This window comes from Parasedimentitalea maritima, from assembly GCF_005771405.1.
Classification (GTDB): domain Bacteria; phylum Pseudomonadota; class Alphaproteobacteria; order Rhodobacterales; family Rhodobacteraceae; genus Parasedimentitalea; species Parasedimentitalea maritima.
This window is the reverse complement of the sequence record NZ_VAUA01000007.1, coordinates 120,323-135,840: the sequence shown is the minus strand read 5'-3', so window position 1 is coordinate 135,840 and position 15,518 is coordinate 120,323. Positions and strand designations below refer to the sequence as shown.

Annotated in this window: 22 protein-coding genes; 7 read left to right on the top strand and 15 right to left on the bottom strand. The window is 56.1% G+C overall.

Annotation, left to right across the window (positions count from 1 at the left end; genetic code table 11):
- Window positions 1-65: 65 nt before the first annotated feature.
- The 7 genes from acpS to folK all read right to left on the bottom strand — a co-directional run bounded on the left by acpS (window position 66) and on the right by folK (window position 5,818).
- Entirely contained in the window at window positions 66-482 is a 417-nt protein-coding gene (gene acpS, locus FEE96_RS14635; protein WP_138163869.1) for a holo-ACP synthase, read from the bottom strand.
- Between the two features lie 9 nt (window positions 483-491).
- Window positions 492-956: an ABZJ_00895 family protein gene (locus FEE96_RS14630; RefSeq protein ID WP_138163868.1), complete on the bottom strand. Its 465-nt coding sequence runs from the start codon at window positions 954-956 to the stop codon at window positions 492-494.
- 123 nt (window positions 957-1,079) lie between these two features.
- Window positions 1,080-1,826, bottom strand: a complete 747-nt coding sequence (locus FEE96_RS14625; protein ID WP_138163867.1) for a pyridoxine 5'-phosphate synthase — start codon at window positions 1,824-1,826, stop codon at window positions 1,080-1,082.
- 71 nt (window positions 1,827-1,897) lie between these two features.
- The gene (locus FEE96_RS14620) at window positions 1,898-2,584 is read right to left on the bottom strand and encodes a DUF2062 domain-containing protein (protein WP_138163866.1); all 687 of its coding nucleotides are present in this window, start codon (window positions 2,582-2,584) and stop codon (window positions 1,898-1,900) included.
- A gap of 52 nt (window positions 2,585-2,636) precedes the next feature.
- Complete coding sequence (locus FEE96_RS14615) at window positions 2,637-4,769, bottom strand: RelA/SpoT family protein (RefSeq protein WP_138163865.1); 2,133 nt, start codon at window positions 4,767-4,769, stop codon at window positions 2,637-2,639.
- Between the two features lie 32 nt (window positions 4,770-4,801).
- On the bottom strand, window positions 4,802-5,155 hold the full coding sequence (rpoZ, locus tag FEE96_RS14610; protein WP_138163864.1) for a DNA-directed RNA polymerase subunit omega: 354 nt from the start codon (window positions 5,153-5,155) through the stop codon (window positions 4,802-4,804).
- Window positions 5,156-5,248: 93 nt separating this feature from the next.
- On the bottom strand, window positions 5,249-5,818 hold the full coding sequence (folK, locus tag FEE96_RS14605) for a 2-amino-4-hydroxy-6-hydroxymethyldihydropteridine diphosphokinase (protein WP_138163863.1): 570 nt from the start codon (window positions 5,816-5,818) through the stop codon (window positions 5,249-5,251).
- Window positions 5,819-5,955: 137 nt separating this feature from the next.
- Here folK and FEE96_RS14600 point away from each other — a divergent pair, with 137 nt between their 5' ends.
- Entirely contained in the window at window positions 5,956-6,528 is a 573-nt protein-coding gene (locus FEE96_RS14600; RefSeq protein ID WP_138163862.1) for a LabA-like NYN domain-containing protein, read from the top strand.
- A gap of 130 nt (window positions 6,529-6,658) precedes the next feature.
- On the opposite strand, the gene FEE96_RS14595 is transcribed toward FEE96_RS14600, so the two are convergent.
- Window positions 6,659-7,120, bottom strand: coding sequence for a c-type cytochrome (locus tag FEE96_RS14595; protein WP_138163861.1), 462 nt, complete (start codon window positions 7,118-7,120; stop codon window positions 6,659-6,661).
- A gap of 136 nt (window positions 7,121-7,256) precedes the next feature.
- Here FEE96_RS14595 and ispH point away from each other — a divergent pair, with 136 nt between their 5' ends.
- The 5 genes from ispH (at window position 7,257) to FEE96_RS14570 (ending at window position 10,659) form a co-directional block, all read left to right on the top strand.
- Window positions 7,257-8,207 (top strand): 4-hydroxy-3-methylbut-2-enyl diphosphate reductase, encoded by a 951-nt coding sequence (gene ispH, locus FEE96_RS14590; RefSeq protein WP_138163860.1) that lies wholly within the window; start codon window positions 7,257-7,259, stop codon window positions 8,205-8,207.
- A 90-nt stretch (window positions 8,208-8,297) separates the two neighbouring features.
- A complete protein-coding gene (locus tag FEE96_RS14585) occupies window positions 8,298-8,912 on the top strand; it encodes a LysE family translocator (RefSeq protein ID WP_138163859.1) in 615 nt (204 codons plus the stop codon).
- 23 nt (window positions 8,913-8,935) lie between these two features.
- Entirely contained in the window at window positions 8,936-9,535 is a 600-nt protein-coding gene (locus FEE96_RS14580; protein WP_138163858.1) for a class I SAM-dependent DNA methyltransferase, read from the top strand.
- Window positions 9,528-9,998 (top strand): ribonuclease HI, encoded by a 471-nt coding sequence (rnhA, locus tag FEE96_RS14575; protein ID WP_138163857.1) that lies wholly within the window; start codon window positions 9,528-9,530, stop codon window positions 9,996-9,998. The genes FEE96_RS14580 and rnhA overlap by 8 nt, the downstream gene beginning before the upstream one ends.
- Window positions 9,999-10,017: 19 nt before the next feature.
- Window positions 10,018-10,659: a trimeric intracellular cation channel family protein gene (locus tag FEE96_RS14570; RefSeq protein WP_138163856.1), complete on the top strand. Its 642-nt coding sequence runs from the start codon at window positions 10,018-10,020 to the stop codon at window positions 10,657-10,659.
- A gap of 58 nt (window positions 10,660-10,717) precedes the next feature.
- Here FEE96_RS14570 and FEE96_RS14565 read toward each other — a convergent pair whose 3' ends face one another.
- The 6 genes from FEE96_RS14565 to def (FEE96_RS14540) are packed head-to-tail and all read right to left on the bottom strand — an operon-like array spanning window position 10,718 to window position 13,676.
- A complete protein-coding gene (locus tag FEE96_RS14565) occupies window positions 10,718-10,954 on the bottom strand; it encodes a GlsB/YeaQ/YmgE family stress response membrane protein (protein ID WP_138163855.1) in 237 nt (78 codons plus the stop codon).
- 5 nt (window positions 10,955-10,959) lie between these two features.
- Window positions 10,960-11,196 (bottom strand): hypothetical protein, encoded by a 237-nt coding sequence (locus tag FEE96_RS14560; RefSeq protein ID WP_138163854.1) that lies wholly within the window; start codon window positions 11,194-11,196, stop codon window positions 10,960-10,962.
- Between the two features lie 13 nt (window positions 11,197-11,209).
- Window positions 11,210-12,115 carry a methionyl-tRNA formyltransferase gene (gene fmt / locus FEE96_RS14555; protein ID WP_138163853.1) on the bottom strand — a complete coding sequence of 302 codons (906 nt, stop codon included), beginning with the start codon at window positions 12,113-12,115 and terminating at the stop codon, window positions 11,210-11,212.
- A 54-nt stretch (window positions 12,116-12,169) separates the two neighbouring features.
- Window positions 12,170-12,667: a peptide deformylase gene (def, locus tag FEE96_RS14550; protein ID WP_138163852.1), complete on the bottom strand. Its 498-nt coding sequence runs from the start codon at window positions 12,665-12,667 to the stop codon at window positions 12,170-12,172.
- Window positions 12,664-13,161 (bottom strand): peptide deformylase, encoded by a 498-nt coding sequence (gene def, locus FEE96_RS14545; protein ID WP_138163851.1) that lies wholly within the window; start codon window positions 13,159-13,161, stop codon window positions 12,664-12,666. The genes def (FEE96_RS14550) and def (FEE96_RS14545) overlap by 4 nt, the downstream gene beginning before the upstream one ends.
- On the bottom strand, window positions 13,158-13,676 hold the full coding sequence (gene def / locus FEE96_RS14540) for a peptide deformylase (RefSeq protein ID WP_138163850.1): 519 nt from the start codon (window positions 13,674-13,676) through the stop codon (window positions 13,158-13,160). Before def (FEE96_RS14540) ends, def (FEE96_RS14545) begins: the two co-directional genes overlap by 4 nt.
- 97 nt (window positions 13,677-13,773) lie before the next feature.
- On the opposite strand from def (FEE96_RS14540), the gene FEE96_RS14535 reads away from it, so the two are divergent.
- On the top strand, window positions 13,774-14,946 hold the full coding sequence (locus FEE96_RS14535) for a MalY/PatB family protein (protein ID WP_138163849.1): 1,173 nt from the start codon (window positions 13,774-13,776) through the stop codon (window positions 14,944-14,946).
- A gap of 70 nt (window positions 14,947-15,016) precedes the next feature.
- Here the strand turns inward: FEE96_RS14535 and FEE96_RS14530 are convergent, their stop codons facing one another.
- Window positions 15,017-15,373, bottom strand: coding sequence for a hypothetical protein (locus FEE96_RS14530; protein ID WP_138163848.1), 357 nt, complete (start codon window positions 15,371-15,373; stop codon window positions 15,017-15,019).
- Between the last annotated feature and the right edge of the window lie 145 nt (window positions 15,374-15,518).

Genomic DNA, 15,518 nt, shown 5'->3' with positions numbered 1-15,518 from the left:
TCCGGTTCTGAAAAAGGTCCGAGGCTACATGCGGCCCGACACGGGGTAAGTCAAGCATGGCTGGCCTATTCAGCTATGGTACTGGCAATCGCCCGCGCTTCAATCACCACAAAAGCCTGTGCCCAGGGGTGATCGTCGGTCAAAGTCACATGGATCACAGCCTCGTGACCCGGCGGTGTCATCTCCTGCAACCGCTTGGCAGCCCAGCCAGTAACATGCATCACCGGCTGCCCTGTTCGCAGATTGCTGACCGCCATGTCCTTCCAGGCAATTCCCATACGCAGGCCAGTGCCCAGTGCTTTGGAACAGGCCTCTTTGGCGGCCCAGCGTTTTGCGTAGGTTCCCGCCACATCCATGCGGCGCTCGGCTTTTTGTTGCTCAATAGTGGTGAACACCCGATTCTTAAATCGGTCACCAAACCGGTCCAGCGTCCGCTGGATCCGTTCAATGTTTGCTAGATCTGTTCCGATACCAAGGATCATGTAATCCGTTTACCGTTGCGCCTGCGCACGTTTAGCAGCAGCTTTCAGTTCGTTTTTTGCTCCCATAGAAACAAAGAACCTATTCCCAAAGTACATAACAGCAACCAAGAAGACGGTAATACCGATCATCGGAACCATGCTGCCCCCCAAGTACACAGAGGCGATAACATGAAAAAACTCAGGCCCGACCAACAGTACTCCCCAGAATGCCGATGCAACAACCTCGACTACGACACCAATCAGAGTGGCCCTGAGTGCAAAACGACGAACATCATTGGCCGGAACAGTCTGCCCACTATCTCTTGCAAATCGTTGCCCCATGAACATCGCAGCCATCATCGTCGGTAGAATGGACGTTACCGAAGAGGACAGATCCACGTTTATGGCCATCATAATCGCAATAAATACAACTGGCAAAAGCATCCGCCAGCCGAAGAGCCACATTGAATAGCGAAGTAAGCTAATTTTCTTCATCTACATATTCCTAAGTACATCGCTCCAGTCAGCGCATTCAGAAGAGACGTGTATGAGCTGACGACCGCCAAAGCTGCGGGATATACGTGATACCAAATGTTAGTCTCTGCTAGCTGAGCAAGATCACTGCCGCGCCTCATCCATCAGGCGGCGCATTTCCTGAACCGCAGGGGTCAAACCACGAAACACCGCCTCACCAATCAGGAAGTGACCAATGTTCAACTCTCGCACCTCGGGAAAGGCCGCAATCGGCTTAACGCAGTCATAAGTCAGCCCGTGGCCAGCATGCACCTCCAGCCCAAGGGAATGCGCGTAGGTAGACATGTCACGCAGGCTCTCAAACTCGGCGTCACGTAGTTTGAAATCACCTTCGGCATGGGCATCGCAGTAAGCCCCTACGTGCAATTCGATGATATCAGCACCAACCCGGTGCGCGGCTTCGACCTGCTTCATATCAGCGGCAACAAAAAGCGATATCCGGCTACCGGCCTCGCGCAACGGCGCGATAAAGTCGCTCAACTTGTTCTGCTCACGCGCCACTTCCAACCCGCCCTCGGTGGTGCGTTCTTCGCGCTTTTCAGGAACGATGCAGACCGCGTGGGGCTTATGGCGCAGCGCAATCTTCTGCATCTCATCCGTGGCAGCCATTTCAAAATTCAAAGGCACCGTAAGTGTCTGCATCAGGTTTTCAATGTCTGCATCAACCATATGGCGGCGATCTTCACGCAGGTGCGCAGTGATGCCGTCGACACCAGCTTCTTCTGCAAGCTTCGCAGCCCGCACGGGATCAGGATTCGTACCACCGCGTGCGTTGCGCAGCGTTGCAACATGATCGATGTTGAGACCCAGTCGCAAAGAAGTTTCAGCCATAATTGCAAGTCCTAATAAGCCCATTTTCTCCGACATTAGACATCAGAGCTAAAAGAGCAAACTGCTAAATTTTACTGCGCCTTGCGCAGCGGGGCTTTGGCCATGCTAGCGGGCACAGAGGCATCACTTTTTAGATGCGCACGGGCCTTGATCGCTTGGAACTTTGCTTTGATTTTTGAACGACGACGCTGCTGATAAACACGGATCAGTGGTACGCTGAGATAGTAGCAAATCACCGCGGCAATCACGCCCGGAATCACGCTGCCAATCATATAGGGCAGGAACACCTCGTTATAGAACAGCTGCAACCCATGCCAGTCTGCCTCGCGGTCTGAAATCAACGCCAGCAGGTTATCCCAGACATCTTTGCTGACACCAAAAAACTTGCCAATCAGCGAGTGGTCCACTTCCGTGTCGAACTCGGTGCCCAACAACCAATGGCCAGTTTGCAACGACGCGACCCCAATAGGTACATAGGTCAGTGGGTTGCCAAAGAAGGTACCGCTAAGAGCGGCGAGGATGTTGCCGTTGAACAACCGCGCAACCAGGGCTGCGACAATAAAATGCAATCCATAGAACGGGGTAAACGAGGTGAATACCCCGGCAGCAATGCCTCGGGCAATCCGCTCAGGCGAATCAGGCAAACGGCGCACCCGGTGTTTTACATACAGAAACGCCCGCCCCCAGCCGCCACGCGGCCAGATGAAATCCACAATCGCACGTAACGGCGAACGTCGGTCCCGGCGCCTGAATACCAACGATTGCGTCCTTCCTAATTTCGGCCAATGTAAGGCCACATCTTCTGCTGCCTTACAGCCTGGCGCTATGCGTCACCACTTGATCGCGGATGCGCTCAACGGCTGCAACATCACTTTCAGCTTCCAGCATTAATATCAACGAGTGCAGCTGCTCTACATCCCGCAATTCGACGTTTATCACCAGACGGTAAAAGTCTGGTTTCCGATCTACAAATTCAAGGTCTGAAATATTGGCCTTTTTCTCACCAATCAATGTGCAAATTCGTCCCAGCACCCCAGCATCATTGCCAATGGTCAGTCCCAGGGTGACGCCGTACACCGCAGGGTGTGTCCCATCGTGCCAATGGACGTCGACCCAGCGCTCTGGCTGGTCTTCATAATTGCTCAGATGGTCACAATCCGCAGCGTGGACCACAACACCGCGACCACGGTAGGTAATCCCAATGATGCGTTCACCTGGTAACGGCTGACAACAGGTCGCACGTTCAAAACTTTGCCCGGGTTCAAGGCCGATCACCGCACGACGCGGAGAGATTTCATCGCTTCTGTCCGGAATCAGATCCGGATAAACTGCTTGCACAACATCGTGCCCGGTTATTTCGGCTGACCCAAGGCGCGCCAACAACTCATGCGCATTCCCCAATCGCAACGCACGCGCAGCCGTTTCCAGCGCCTTGTCAGTGGATTTGCGGCCAACATGCTCAAACGCTGATCGCGCAAGTTCGCGCCCAAGCTTCACAAACCGCTCACGGTCCGCGTCGCGCAGGGCACGGCGGATGGCCGTGCGGGCTTTACCTGTTGTGGCAATCTCCAACCAGCTGATCTGCGGCGTTTGTCCTTCGGCGGTGATGATGTCTACCGACTGACCATTGCGCAACCGTGTCCACAACGGCACCCGAATCGCATCCACTTTGGCCCCGACACAGGCATGGCCGATACGGGTGTGGATCGCATAGGCGTAGTCAATCGGCGTCGCCCCTTTGGGCAGCTTGATCACATCCCCCTTGGGCGTAAAGCAGAACACCTGATCCGAATACATCTCCAGCTTGACCGCTTCGAGGAACTCGTCGTGGTCTTCTTCAGCGTCGAACTGTTCGGTGAGTGAGGCAATCCACTTGGCCGGATCTACCGCAAACGGGTTTTGTGTGCGCACACCGTCGCGGTATGACCAATGTGCCGCCACGCCGGTTTCCGCAACGTCGTGCATCTGCCGGGTGCGGATCTGCACCTCAACCCGCTTGCCGTCGCGCCCCGACACTGTGGTGTGGATTGACCGGTAGCCGTTGGATTTGGGCTGGCTGATATAATCTTTGAACCGTCCCGGCACCGCCCGCCAGCGCTGGTGGATAGCCCCCAGCGTGCGATAGCTGTCTTCTTCAGTGGCTGTAATAATGCGGAACCCATAGATATCGGACAGCCGCGAAAACCCCTGATCCTTTTCCTGCATCTTGCGCCAGATTGAATAGGGCTTCTTAGCGCGACCAAACACTTCGGCCTCAATGCCAGCTTTTTCCAATTCGCTACGCATATCTCCGGTGATCCGGTGAATCACATCCCCGGTTTCGCGCTGCAGCGTGATAAAGCGACGGATGATCGACTGGCGGCCTTCAGGATTCAGAACGCGAAACGCCAGATCCTCCAGCTCTTCGCGCATCCACTGCATCCCCATGCGACCGGCCAAGGGCGCATAGATATCCATGGTCTCGCGGGCTTTTTGGGCCTGCTTGTCCGGACGCATCGCCTTGATCGTACGCATGTTGTGCAAGCGGTCTGCCAGCTTGACCAAGATAACCCGCAAATCCTTGGACATCGCCATGAACAGCTTGCGAAAATTCTCAGCCTGTTTGGTTTCCCGGCTGGACAGCTGCAGATTGGTCAGCTTGGTCACACCATCGACCAGCTCAGCAACTTCGTTTCCAAACCGCTCCGAGACCTCTTCGTAGTTGGCCTTGGTATCTTCGATGGTGTCATGCAGCAGCGCGGTGATGATGGTGGCATCATCCAGGCGCTGTTCGGTCAGGATTGCAGCAACGGCAACTGGATGGGTGAAATAAGGTTCGCCCGAATGCCGGAATTGCCCCGTGTGCATCTCTTCGCCATAGGCATATGCTTCGGCGAGCCGCTCTTCGTTGGTCTTGGGATTGTAGTTGCGGACCAGCGCAATCAGATCTTCAGGTGATATCATTTCCGGTCCGCAGCCTCAGTTAAATGTGCGGCTCAGCCCTGTCCTTGGGCTTCCATCAGCGCACGAAGAAGTTTTTCTTCGGACATGTCATCGTCAGCAGGCTTATCAGCCTCGCCGCCCATCAACAGAGCCATCGAATCTTCTTCGGGCTCATCGACTTCGATCTGGGTCTGGTTGCTCTCGATCAGACGTTCACGCAGCGAATCAGCGCTTTGTGTTTCATCTGCGATTTCACGCAGCGACACGACAGGATTTTTGTCATTGTCACGCTCAACAGTGATCGGCGCACCTGCCGCGATCTCGCGGGCGCGGTGGGCTGCCAGCATCACCAGCTCAAAGCGGTTGGGAACTTTATCAACACAGTCTTCAACCGTTACGCGGGCCATCAGCGACTCTCCAAATGAGTAAGGATCCAGAACGGTGGTGTGTAAGCCCGAATCTTTGTCTTGACAAGCGTTGAATACGTCTCTTTTGCCACATCAGAGTGGCTGCACCTCTACAACTGCCTCGTTGGGTAGGCCCGCGAGCATTTCACGCGCTGACAGACCAAGTACCGGATGCACCCAATCCGGGGCGATGTCGCACAGGGGGACGAGCACAAAGCCCCTGTCCTGGAGCCTTGGGTGCGGCAATATCAGCTGATCAGGAGATTCACGCATCTGCTCGGCTAACGGCAGTTCCAGCCACCGTGCATAGGTTTCACGGTCCGGCATAATCTGGCCAGAAAACGCAATAAGATCCAAATCCAGCGTTCGCATGCCCCAACGCTGTTCCCGCACGCGTGCGAATTGCGCCTCCACCTCATGCAATACGGTTAGCAATCCTTCGGCGGACAGATCACTGCTGATCTCTATCACTGCGTTGACATAATCAGGCCCCGCCCCCGCCGGAAAACACGGCGTGTGAAAGAATCGTGACACCGCTCGCAACCTCAGGTCGTACTTTGAAAGCGCGCAAACAGCTGCGACCAATGTCTGATGCGGCATTCCAGCGCAGGTTGGAAGGTTCCCCCCTAAAGCAATAAGCGCATTTGACCGGAATTCGGTCATTTTTGACCCCATTTCATATATTTGATACACTTGCAGGACATGACAAATAACTTACATTAGATCTACCTGTTTCGCGCAATTTTAGCATTCACTCACGGAACACACCGCGCGGGCAGAATATACCGGAAGGACATATTATGTTTTATAAGGACGAACGGCTTGCGCTGTTCATCGATGGTTCAAATCTTTATGCTGCTGCCAAGGCGCTGGGATTTGATATCGACTATAAGTTATTGCGTCAGGAATTCATGCGCCGCGGCAAAATGCTGCGTGCGTTCTACTATACGGCGCTGCTTGAGAACGATGAATACTCGCCCATTCGGCCTCTGGTGGACTGGCTCCACTACAATGGCTTTACCATGGTGACAAAACCCGCCAAGGAATACACCGATAGCATGGGCCGCCGTAAGGTTAAGGGCAACATGGATATCGAACTCGCTGTGGACGCTATGGAACTGGCGCCGCGCGTGGATCACATTGTGCTGTTTTCCGGGGATGGGGATTTCCGGCCGCTGGTTGCCAGCTTGCAGCGACAGGGTGTCCGCGTATCAGTTGTCTCGACTATCCGTAGCCAGCCACCAATGATTTCGGACGACTTGCGCCGCCAGGCCGACAACTTCATTGAACTCGAAGAGCTCAAAGATGTAATTGGTCGCCCGCCGCGTGAAGTCCCGGATGAAGCGCGCAACGTGGCCTTTGCAGGCAAATGACACGGGCCTATTGACCCGATTTAAGATTTCAACAGGCGCCGGGCATTAATCCGGCGCTTGTTTTTTGTTTGGGCAGGCAGACGACGCTGAATGGATGCCACTCTGTGCACCTTATTGACGCCGCTAAAACTCAGTTTTCCACCTGCTTATTGATCTCATTGTGACGGGCGATAACCTCAGCAGGCCAGGTGCTCTTGATGTAGGCAAAAACCGCCAGCAGATCCGCCTCGCTCAACACATCCTCGTACCCTTCCATCCGGCTGCGATACCCATTACCAACCAGTGCCGCTGTGCCTTTTCTGGTTATGGTTAGCAGCTGCTGGTCCGCATGGTGCCATGTGTGACCACTGGCGTTGTGTGGAGGGGCCGGCAGGTATCCCTCTTCATCTCGTTCGCGCCAATTGGCCTCTCCCTGCAACTGATCACCATGGCAACTGGCGCAATTGTCCTGATAAATCACCTCTCCCCGCGCTACGGCCGCATCATCTTGATACGGAAACACCCCCGCAGCATTGCCCACGGTGCCCTGGCTCCACAGCACTGCTCCCAGCACGGCCACACCTAGGGCCACACTGCTCCCAAAAAACTTCATCGACGATCCTCCGGTCACTTTTTCACCTCCTCTGCAGCCTTCCCCCACAGGAAGCTCTAGTCACATCACCGTGAGCACCAGCCCCTATGGACCTGAGCGCACGAAAGCCTTACCTCTGCACAGCAAGGAGACGCCAATGACAATGCCCCCACTAACTTTGTATCTGGCCGCACCGCGCGGTTTCTGCGCCGGGGTCGACCGTGCGATCAAGATCGTTGAAATGGCGATCCAGAAATGGGGGGCGCCCGTCTATGTGCGTCACGAAATCGTTCACAACAAATTTGTTGTTGATGGGCTGCGTGAAAAAGGCGCGGTATTTGTCGAAGAGCTGGAAGACTGCCCAGATGACCGGCCTGTGATCTTTTCGGCTCATGGCGTACCCAAGTCGGTTCCCGCCGAAGCCAGCCGCCGTCAGATGGTCTATGTCGATGCCACCTGCCCGTTGGTTTCCAAGGTTCACATCGAAGCCCAGCGCCACGCAGATGCCGGTTTGCAAATGATCATGATCGGTCACAAGGGCCACCCCGAAACCATTGGAACCATGGGGCAACTGCCCAGCGGTGAAGTGCTCTTGGTGGAAACCGTCGAAGACGTGGCCACAGTTGCCGTACGCGATCCGGCCCAATTGGCCTATGTCACCCAGACCACACTGTCGGTCGACGACACCAAGGACATCGTGGCCGCCTTACACGACCGGTTTCCAGCCATCATTGGCCCCCACAAAGAAGACATCTGTTATGCCACCACCAACCGCCAGCACGCGGTAAAGTCGGTAGCCCCCAAGAGCGACGCCCTGCTGGTTGTTGGCGCGCCCAATTCCTCGAACTCGCGCCGTCTGGTCGAGGTTGGCGCCAAGGCTGGCTGCAAATACGCGCAGCTGGTGCAACGTGCCACTAATATCGACTGGCGCGCCCTCGAGGGTATCCGCAGTGTCGCCATCACCGCCGGCGCATCAGCCCCGGAATTGCTGGTAAACGAAGTTATCGATGCTTTCCGCAGCCGCTATAACGTGACAGTCGAAGTGGTGGAAACAGCTGTCGAGGATATCGAATTCAAGGTCCCCCGCGTGTTGCGCCAGCCAGCCTAGGTTCAGCCCCAACCATTTTCAAGCCTGTGACAGAACGCCAACGCCGTGCTAGGCCTTGGCTCACCCATTACTGATACCCGGAGCCGCTTGATGATTTCCCTACATTTCCTACTAACCGCTTTTGTTGTTGTACTCGCCCCCGGAACCGGCGTGATTTACACGCTTGCACTCGGGTTGGGTCAGGGGCGCCAGGCCGCATTCTGGGCCGCATTGGGCTGTACGGTTGGTATCCTTCCGCATCTGGCCGCTGCCACTCTTGGTCTTGCAGCCGTCTTGCACAGTTCAGCCCTGATGTTTCAGATCGTCAAAATTGCAGGCGTGCTGTACCTGCTCTATCTTGCCTGGCAGGCTATGAAATCCGGTGGTGCATTGGCGATCACATCAAAAACCACCACCCAACCCGGCCTGAAAATCGCCCAGCGCGGCGCTCTGATCAATATCCTGAACCCCAAACTGTCGATCTTCTTTCTGGCCCTGCTGCCGCCCTTTCTCAGTGGAAACCCCGCATCCGCCACTCTGGAGATGACCCTGCTAGGTTCGGTCTTCATGGGGCTGACGTTTGTGATCTTCGTGCTCTACGGTCTTTTCGCCGCCACCGCCCGCGACTATGTGCTCGGGTCAGAACGGGTGCTGGCGTGGCTGAACCGAGGCTTTGCCGCCATCTTTGCCGGTCTGGCCGCACGCCTTGCCGTTGAACGCGCCTGAGACCCTCTTTAACTGGAGTATACATGACCGATCAGGAAACTATGGCGGTCTATGCCGAAGCGGCAGACGAATATGCAGACCGCTTCGCTCAGACCAAAAATGCGGATCAGGATGCAGACCTGTCCGCCTTTCTGTCTGGTGTTCCCAATGGCGGTCATGTCCTTGACCTTGGATGTGGCCCCGGTCAATGGGCCGCCCGCCTCCGCGACGAAGGCCTGACCGTAGAAGCCACTGACGCCTCTCCTGAAATGGTAGACCTCGCCAAGGCCAATTACGGATTAGATGCAAAACTCGCCACCTTCGAGGACTTGGATGCCGAAAATCAATATGATGGTGTATGGGCCAACTTCAGCCTGTTGCACGCGTCTCGCGCTGATTTTCCGCGCCATTTAAAACGCATCCACCGTGCTTTGCGCCCCGGCGGCACCTTTTCTATCGGTATGAAAATTGGCTCCGGTGAAAACCGCGATCACCTTGGTCGCTTTTATGCCTATTACGGCGAGGATGAGTTGCGCACACTCCTTACCGAGGCCGGTTTCAAGGTTACCCGCTCCCGCGTTGGGAATGGCAAAGGATTGGCTGGCAGTGACGATACCTTCGTAGTAATGACCGCACATGTCTGAACTATATGCATATACCGACGGAGCTTGCTCCGGTAATCCCGGTCCCGGTGGCTGGGGCGTGCTGTTGCGCGCCCTTGATGATGACGGCAAGATTGTCAAAGAGCGGGAGCTGAAAGGCGGCGAGTCCGACACCACCAACAACCGGATGGAACTTCTGGCGGCGATCAACGCGCTGGAAAGCCTCAGCCGCCCCTCGACCCTGACCGTGGTAACCGACTCTGCCTACGTAAAAAATGGCGTCACCCAGTGGATTTTTGGCTGGAAAAAGAACGGCTGGAAAACCTCGGCCAGAAAGCCCGTTAAAAACGTCGACCTGTGGCAACGCATTGACGAGGCGCAGGTACGCCATCAGGTGACATGGAAGTGGATCAAGGGTCACGCCGGTCACGAAGAAAACGAACGCGCGGATGAGCTGGCCCGCGCTGGCATGGAGCCATTCAAACCCAAGAAATCCAGGTCGTGACAGTGGCTAGGGTCAACGTATGAGTTTCCTGACCCTTTTGGATTACGCCTCAGTTCTGGTCTTTGCCCTGACAGGGGCACTGGTGGCCAGTCGCGCCCAGCTGGATATCGTCGGCTTTGCCTTTGTCGCCTGCTTAACGGCTGTCGGCGGCGGCACCATCCGGGATCTGCTGTTGGACCGGCACCCCATTTTCTGGGTCGGCGAACCAACCTACATCTTATTGGCCTCGGGTGCCGCGGTTCTGGTCTTTTTTACGGCTCACCGTGTTGAAAGCCGCCAGACACTACTAATTTGGCTGGACAGCTTTGCCCTCGCCATTGCTGTTTCCGCCGGAACCGGCGCAGCCCTTGCACTGGACAAATCACCGGTCATTGTAGTGCTGATGGGCATGGCCACCGGATCGCTCGGCGGGTTGATGCGTGATGTGGTTTGCAACGAGGTTCCCTTGGTTTTGAAACAGGGCGAACTCTATATGACTTGCGCCATGGCAGGCGCCATGACCGCTGTGAGTATCGAATCCCTCGGCATCGCCGAGGATCATGGCCTTCACGACCTCACCGCCCTGCTCGCGTGTGCCATTGTTTGCTGGGCGCTCCGGGCTGGATCGATCCTGTTCGGATGGCACCTGCCCGTCTACAAAAGCCGCCCGCCCCGCAACTAGGAAAAATCTAAAGCGTCCATCTTTTGCCCGGCCGATAGGTCGAGTGCGCCCTAAGTTGCTATTTCTGAAGATAGGTCTGCCACAGCCAGATCAGCAACAGCGCCCCCAGCACCGCACCAACAAACCCGGCCATTATCCCCATAACCGTCAACAGAAACCGCAGAACCAAACCGCCAATCAGTGCACCAGCCATGCCGATCGCCACAGTGGTCACAATACTTGCGTCAATCCGCATCAACCGCGTTGCCAGAAATCCGGCAGCGGCTCCGATGATAATCAGGGCAATAATGGGCATCTTCGTCACCTCTTCCAGTGAAAGGGCACGATAATCAGCGCCCCAATAGACGACACAATGGCATTCCAGCCTGCCGCATGAAAACCAATGCCAAACATCAGTCGCACGAAATAAAACAGGAACGCGCCGCCAACGCAGATGATGATCGACGGTATATACCCGTTGCTGGTGAACCCAGATCGTTCAGCAACATAGCCGACGATCCCAGCAATCACCACGGTGCCCATCAAGGTCAAATACATGCAGGCTCTCCGCTTAAAAACTATCGCCCGGCTTCATTGGGAAACCGCGCAGGAATATCTCGCGATCCTGCGCGCCCTTGCCCGCCCGTTGCAAGCGCAGCAGTTCAACAGCCCCCGAACCACAGGCAATGGTGAGGTTTTCTGCCAACACTTCACCGGGTTCACCCTGCCCTTCGGCCAGTTTTGAGGCCAGCACCTTGACCCGTTGACCGTTCAGCTCACTCCAGGCACCGGGAAATGGTGACAGCCCGCGGATCTGCCGATCCACTTCAACCGCAGGACGGTTCCAGTCGATGCGCGCCTCAGCCTTGTCGATCTTACTGGCATAGGTGACGCCCTCGTCAGGCTGCACATCCGGAGAGAGCCCATCGAGATGCCGTAGCGCAGTCACAATCAACGACGCCCCCATCTCTGACAACCGGTCATGCAGCTGCGCGGTGGTTTCCTCTTCGCCAATGGCTGTGCCTTCACGCAGCAGCACGGGCCCAGTGTCCAACCCGGCCTCCATCTGCATGATGCAAATCCCGGTTTCGGCGTCCCCCGCCATGATCGCCCGGTGAATAGGCGCCGCCCCACGCCAACGCGGCAACAAGCTGGCGTGAATATTCAGGCACCCCTTGGTCGGCGCATCCAGAATGACTTGCGGCAGGATCAGCCCGTAGGCCACCACCACCGCGATATCGGCCTTCAACGCGGCAAACTCTTCCTGCGCCTCGGACGTTTTCAAGGATACTGGATGACGTACCTCTAGCCCCAGCTCAACCGCGCGGGCATGCACAGGCGTTGGCCGGTCCTTCTTGCCCCGTCCCGCCGGGCGCGGCGGCTGGCAATAGACGGCTGCAACCTCGTGCCCAGCATCCACCAGAGCCTCCAGCACAGGAACCGAAAAATCGGGCGTACCCATGAATATGACGCGCATCGTTTTGCCCCTTGTGTAGGGTGCGTGCTGGCACGCACCATGCTTTGCCAGCACTCAGCCGTTCAGTTTCTTGGCTTTACGCAACAACATGTCACGTTTGACCTTGCTCAGATGATCAAAATACATCTTGCCGTTCAGATGATCGATTTGATGCTGCACGCTGGTTGCCTCGACACCGACAAAATCGCGCCGATTTATCTGCCCGGTTTCATCCATAAATCGGACCGTCACCGCACGCGGGCGTTTGATCTTGGCTGACACCCCCGGCAGGTTGGGACTGGCCTCGTCATGCTCACGCAATTCAATCGAAGCATGCAACACCTCGGGATTGGCCATCTTCACCGCCTTGCCCCGCTCGCGTGACCCATCAACCACCGCCAGCCGCAGCATCACGCCGATTTGAGGCGCTCCCAGCCCGACCCCAGGCATCGCTTCCATGGTATCCACCATGTCCACCCAAATCGCGCGGATCTCATCAGTAATTTCAGTCACCTCTTCCGCGATGGTGCGCAGGCGCTTGTCTGGCCACGGCAGGCAGGTACGGGTTGTCATGTGTGTCTCTCCAGAAAGTCGGTCTCGGCCTTGGTGCGCTCTGTCGCCGTCAAATGGTCAAATGTTACCATGCCATTCAGGTGATCAAACTCATGCTGAATGCAGCGAGCTTCGAATCCGTCAAAGTCGGCCATGTGGATATCCCCCTCGGGCGCAGTCCACTGAACTGTTACGGCCTTGGGGCGCTCAACAGGCACCAGAATACCAGGGATCGACAAACAACCCTCTTCCAAAACAACCGGAATCCGTTCGGCGGCCATGATTGTCGGGTTGATCATCGCCATGGGGGACTTCGTGCCTTCTTTCCAGGTGCAGTCCATCACAAACAGCCGCTTCATCACGCCGATTTGCGGTGCGGCCAGCCCACGCCCCTGCGCTACATACATGGTCTCGAACATGTCAGCGATCAGATCATCCAGATCCTCACCCTGCACAGTCTCACAGCGCTGCAACAGGCGGGCGTCCGGCCAGATCAGAATCGGCAATACGCTCACTTGCGGGCCAGCTCACGTTTCAGCTTTTGCATTTTCCGGGTGATCATCTGACGGCGCAGCGGCTTTAGATAGTCAATGAACAGCTTGCCCTGAAGGTGATCTATCTCGTGCTGCACACAGGTCGCCCACAGATCATCGAACGTCTCGCGCTGCGCATTGCCATCGCGGTCCATCCATTCAACATCTACCACCTTGGGCCGGGTCACCTCACCGTATTGCTCGGGGATCGACAGGCAGCCTTCCTCGTACACATTGGTTTCATCCGACGAAGCCACGATAACCGGGTTGAACATCACCAGTGGACGCGGCGTTTCACCCTCTTCTTTGACACAGTCCAGCGCGATTATCCGGTCCATAATACCAATCTGCGGCGCTGCTAGGCCAATGCCCGGCGCGTCATACATGGTTTCCAGCATGTCATCAGCCAGCTTGCGCAGATCATCAGTGATATCAGTCACTGGGGCACAAACCTTCTTCAGGCGAGGGTCGGGATGGATCAGAATGTTACGTTTCATGCCCCCGATTTAGGCCATTGCCCCAGCCACCGCAACGCCCCCCTTGCACGTCCCGCATTTCACAGTAGCTTCAAGCCCAAACATGAGGAGATTCCGGATGAGTTTTGACGACCCTATTGACCGCCGTGGCACCAACAGTTCCAAATGGGACAAGATGGAAACCCTATACGATGTTTCCCCCAAAGACGGCTTGGCAATGTGGACCGCCGATTCTGACTATGCGACTGCCCCCTGCGTCATCGATGCCATTCGCAAAGCCGCCGATCATGGGGTCTTTGGCTATTCCTGGGATCACCCTGACTATCTGGCCGCCGTTCAATGGTGGATGAAGACTCGTCACAACTGGGAGATAGAGCAGGATTGGATCCTCACCTCACAAGGACTGGGCAACGCCATCGCCTTGTCACTGGATGTCTGGAGCGAACCAGATGATGGCGTGGTGACATTTACACCCGTCTACCATGAGTTTGCGCACAAAATTGCCAAGACCGGACGTAAGCTGACAGAGTGTCCTCTCAAACGTGAGGGTGATACCTATTTTCTGGACCTCGACGATGCGCAAAGCCGTTTGACAGGCAGTGAAAAACTACTGCTGTGGTGTTCGCCGCAGAACCCTTCGGGCCGTGTCTGGACGCCCGAAGAACTGCGCTCGGTCGCCGAGTTTGCAAAACGCAATGATCTGATTCTGGTTGCTGACGAAATCCACCACGATCTGGTTTACGCCGGCAGCACATTCGTGCCGATGGATATAGCTGCGCCCGAGGCCCGCGACCGCACCGTCACCCTCACCGCATCCTCCAAAACGTTCAACATTGCAGGCCAGCGCACAGGCAACATGATCATTCCCGATGATACCCTGCGCGCCGCGATGAAGCACCGCTTGAATACGCTGGACTATGGTGCCGGCAGCCTGGCAATCAACATGATCACAGCCGCATATTCTCCGGAAGGTGCGAAATGGGTGGATGCGCAGCTTGCCCATCTCGAAGGCAACCGGCAGATCTTTGATCAGGCCATAAATGCCATTCCCGGCCTGAAATCGCTGCCGCTGCAATCCACTTATCTGGCTTGGGTCGATTTTTCCGGCACCGGCATGACCCACGACGAAGTTGCAGCCCGCATCCGCGACGTCGCCAAGATCGCAGTGTCCCAAGGCCCCAGCTTTGGCACGGGTGGCGAAACCTTCCAACGCTTCAATCTGGCCACCCAACGTAGCCGTGTGGTCGAAGCCTGCGAGCGTATGCGCCACGCGTTTTCGGATCTGCAATAATTCGCAGAATATCCCACAAATAGAAAAGGCCCCTCGCTTGGGGCCTTTTTTGTGCAGGACAGCGATTTGACTACATCGCGTCGCTTGCCAACAGCGCCACCGGCGCATCTGGCGCACGGTAGAAATCCAGCGGTGCCTTATCCGCCGCGACGGTCGAGCGCTTGAACTCATAACACATCTCACCCGCCTCGGCCTCGGCGGCGATAATCAGGCACTGATACAGGTGATTTGTACCGTCATAAAGATCAACAAGCCCGCGCAGTTTGGGCGTGATTCCCTCTTCGACGGCAAATCCGTCCTTCCACATGCGTAACACCCGATAGACCTCATCATCGACCAAAACCCGTAGGCGGCTCGACTTTTTTAAAGCGGCCAATCGCGCCGCATCCAATCCATCCTGAACTTCTTTAGGTAGGTATGTCGACATCTGGCTAACCTCTGCTTTGCTGACTCTAAGGGTGCCTCTACAAAAGATAAAATCAAGTGAACTTTTTTTGAAATACCTCTTGTCAGATCCGAATCTAAAAGCTGGCGCAACAATGCAACAGCGCCTGTGCACCGGCGCAGAGGAG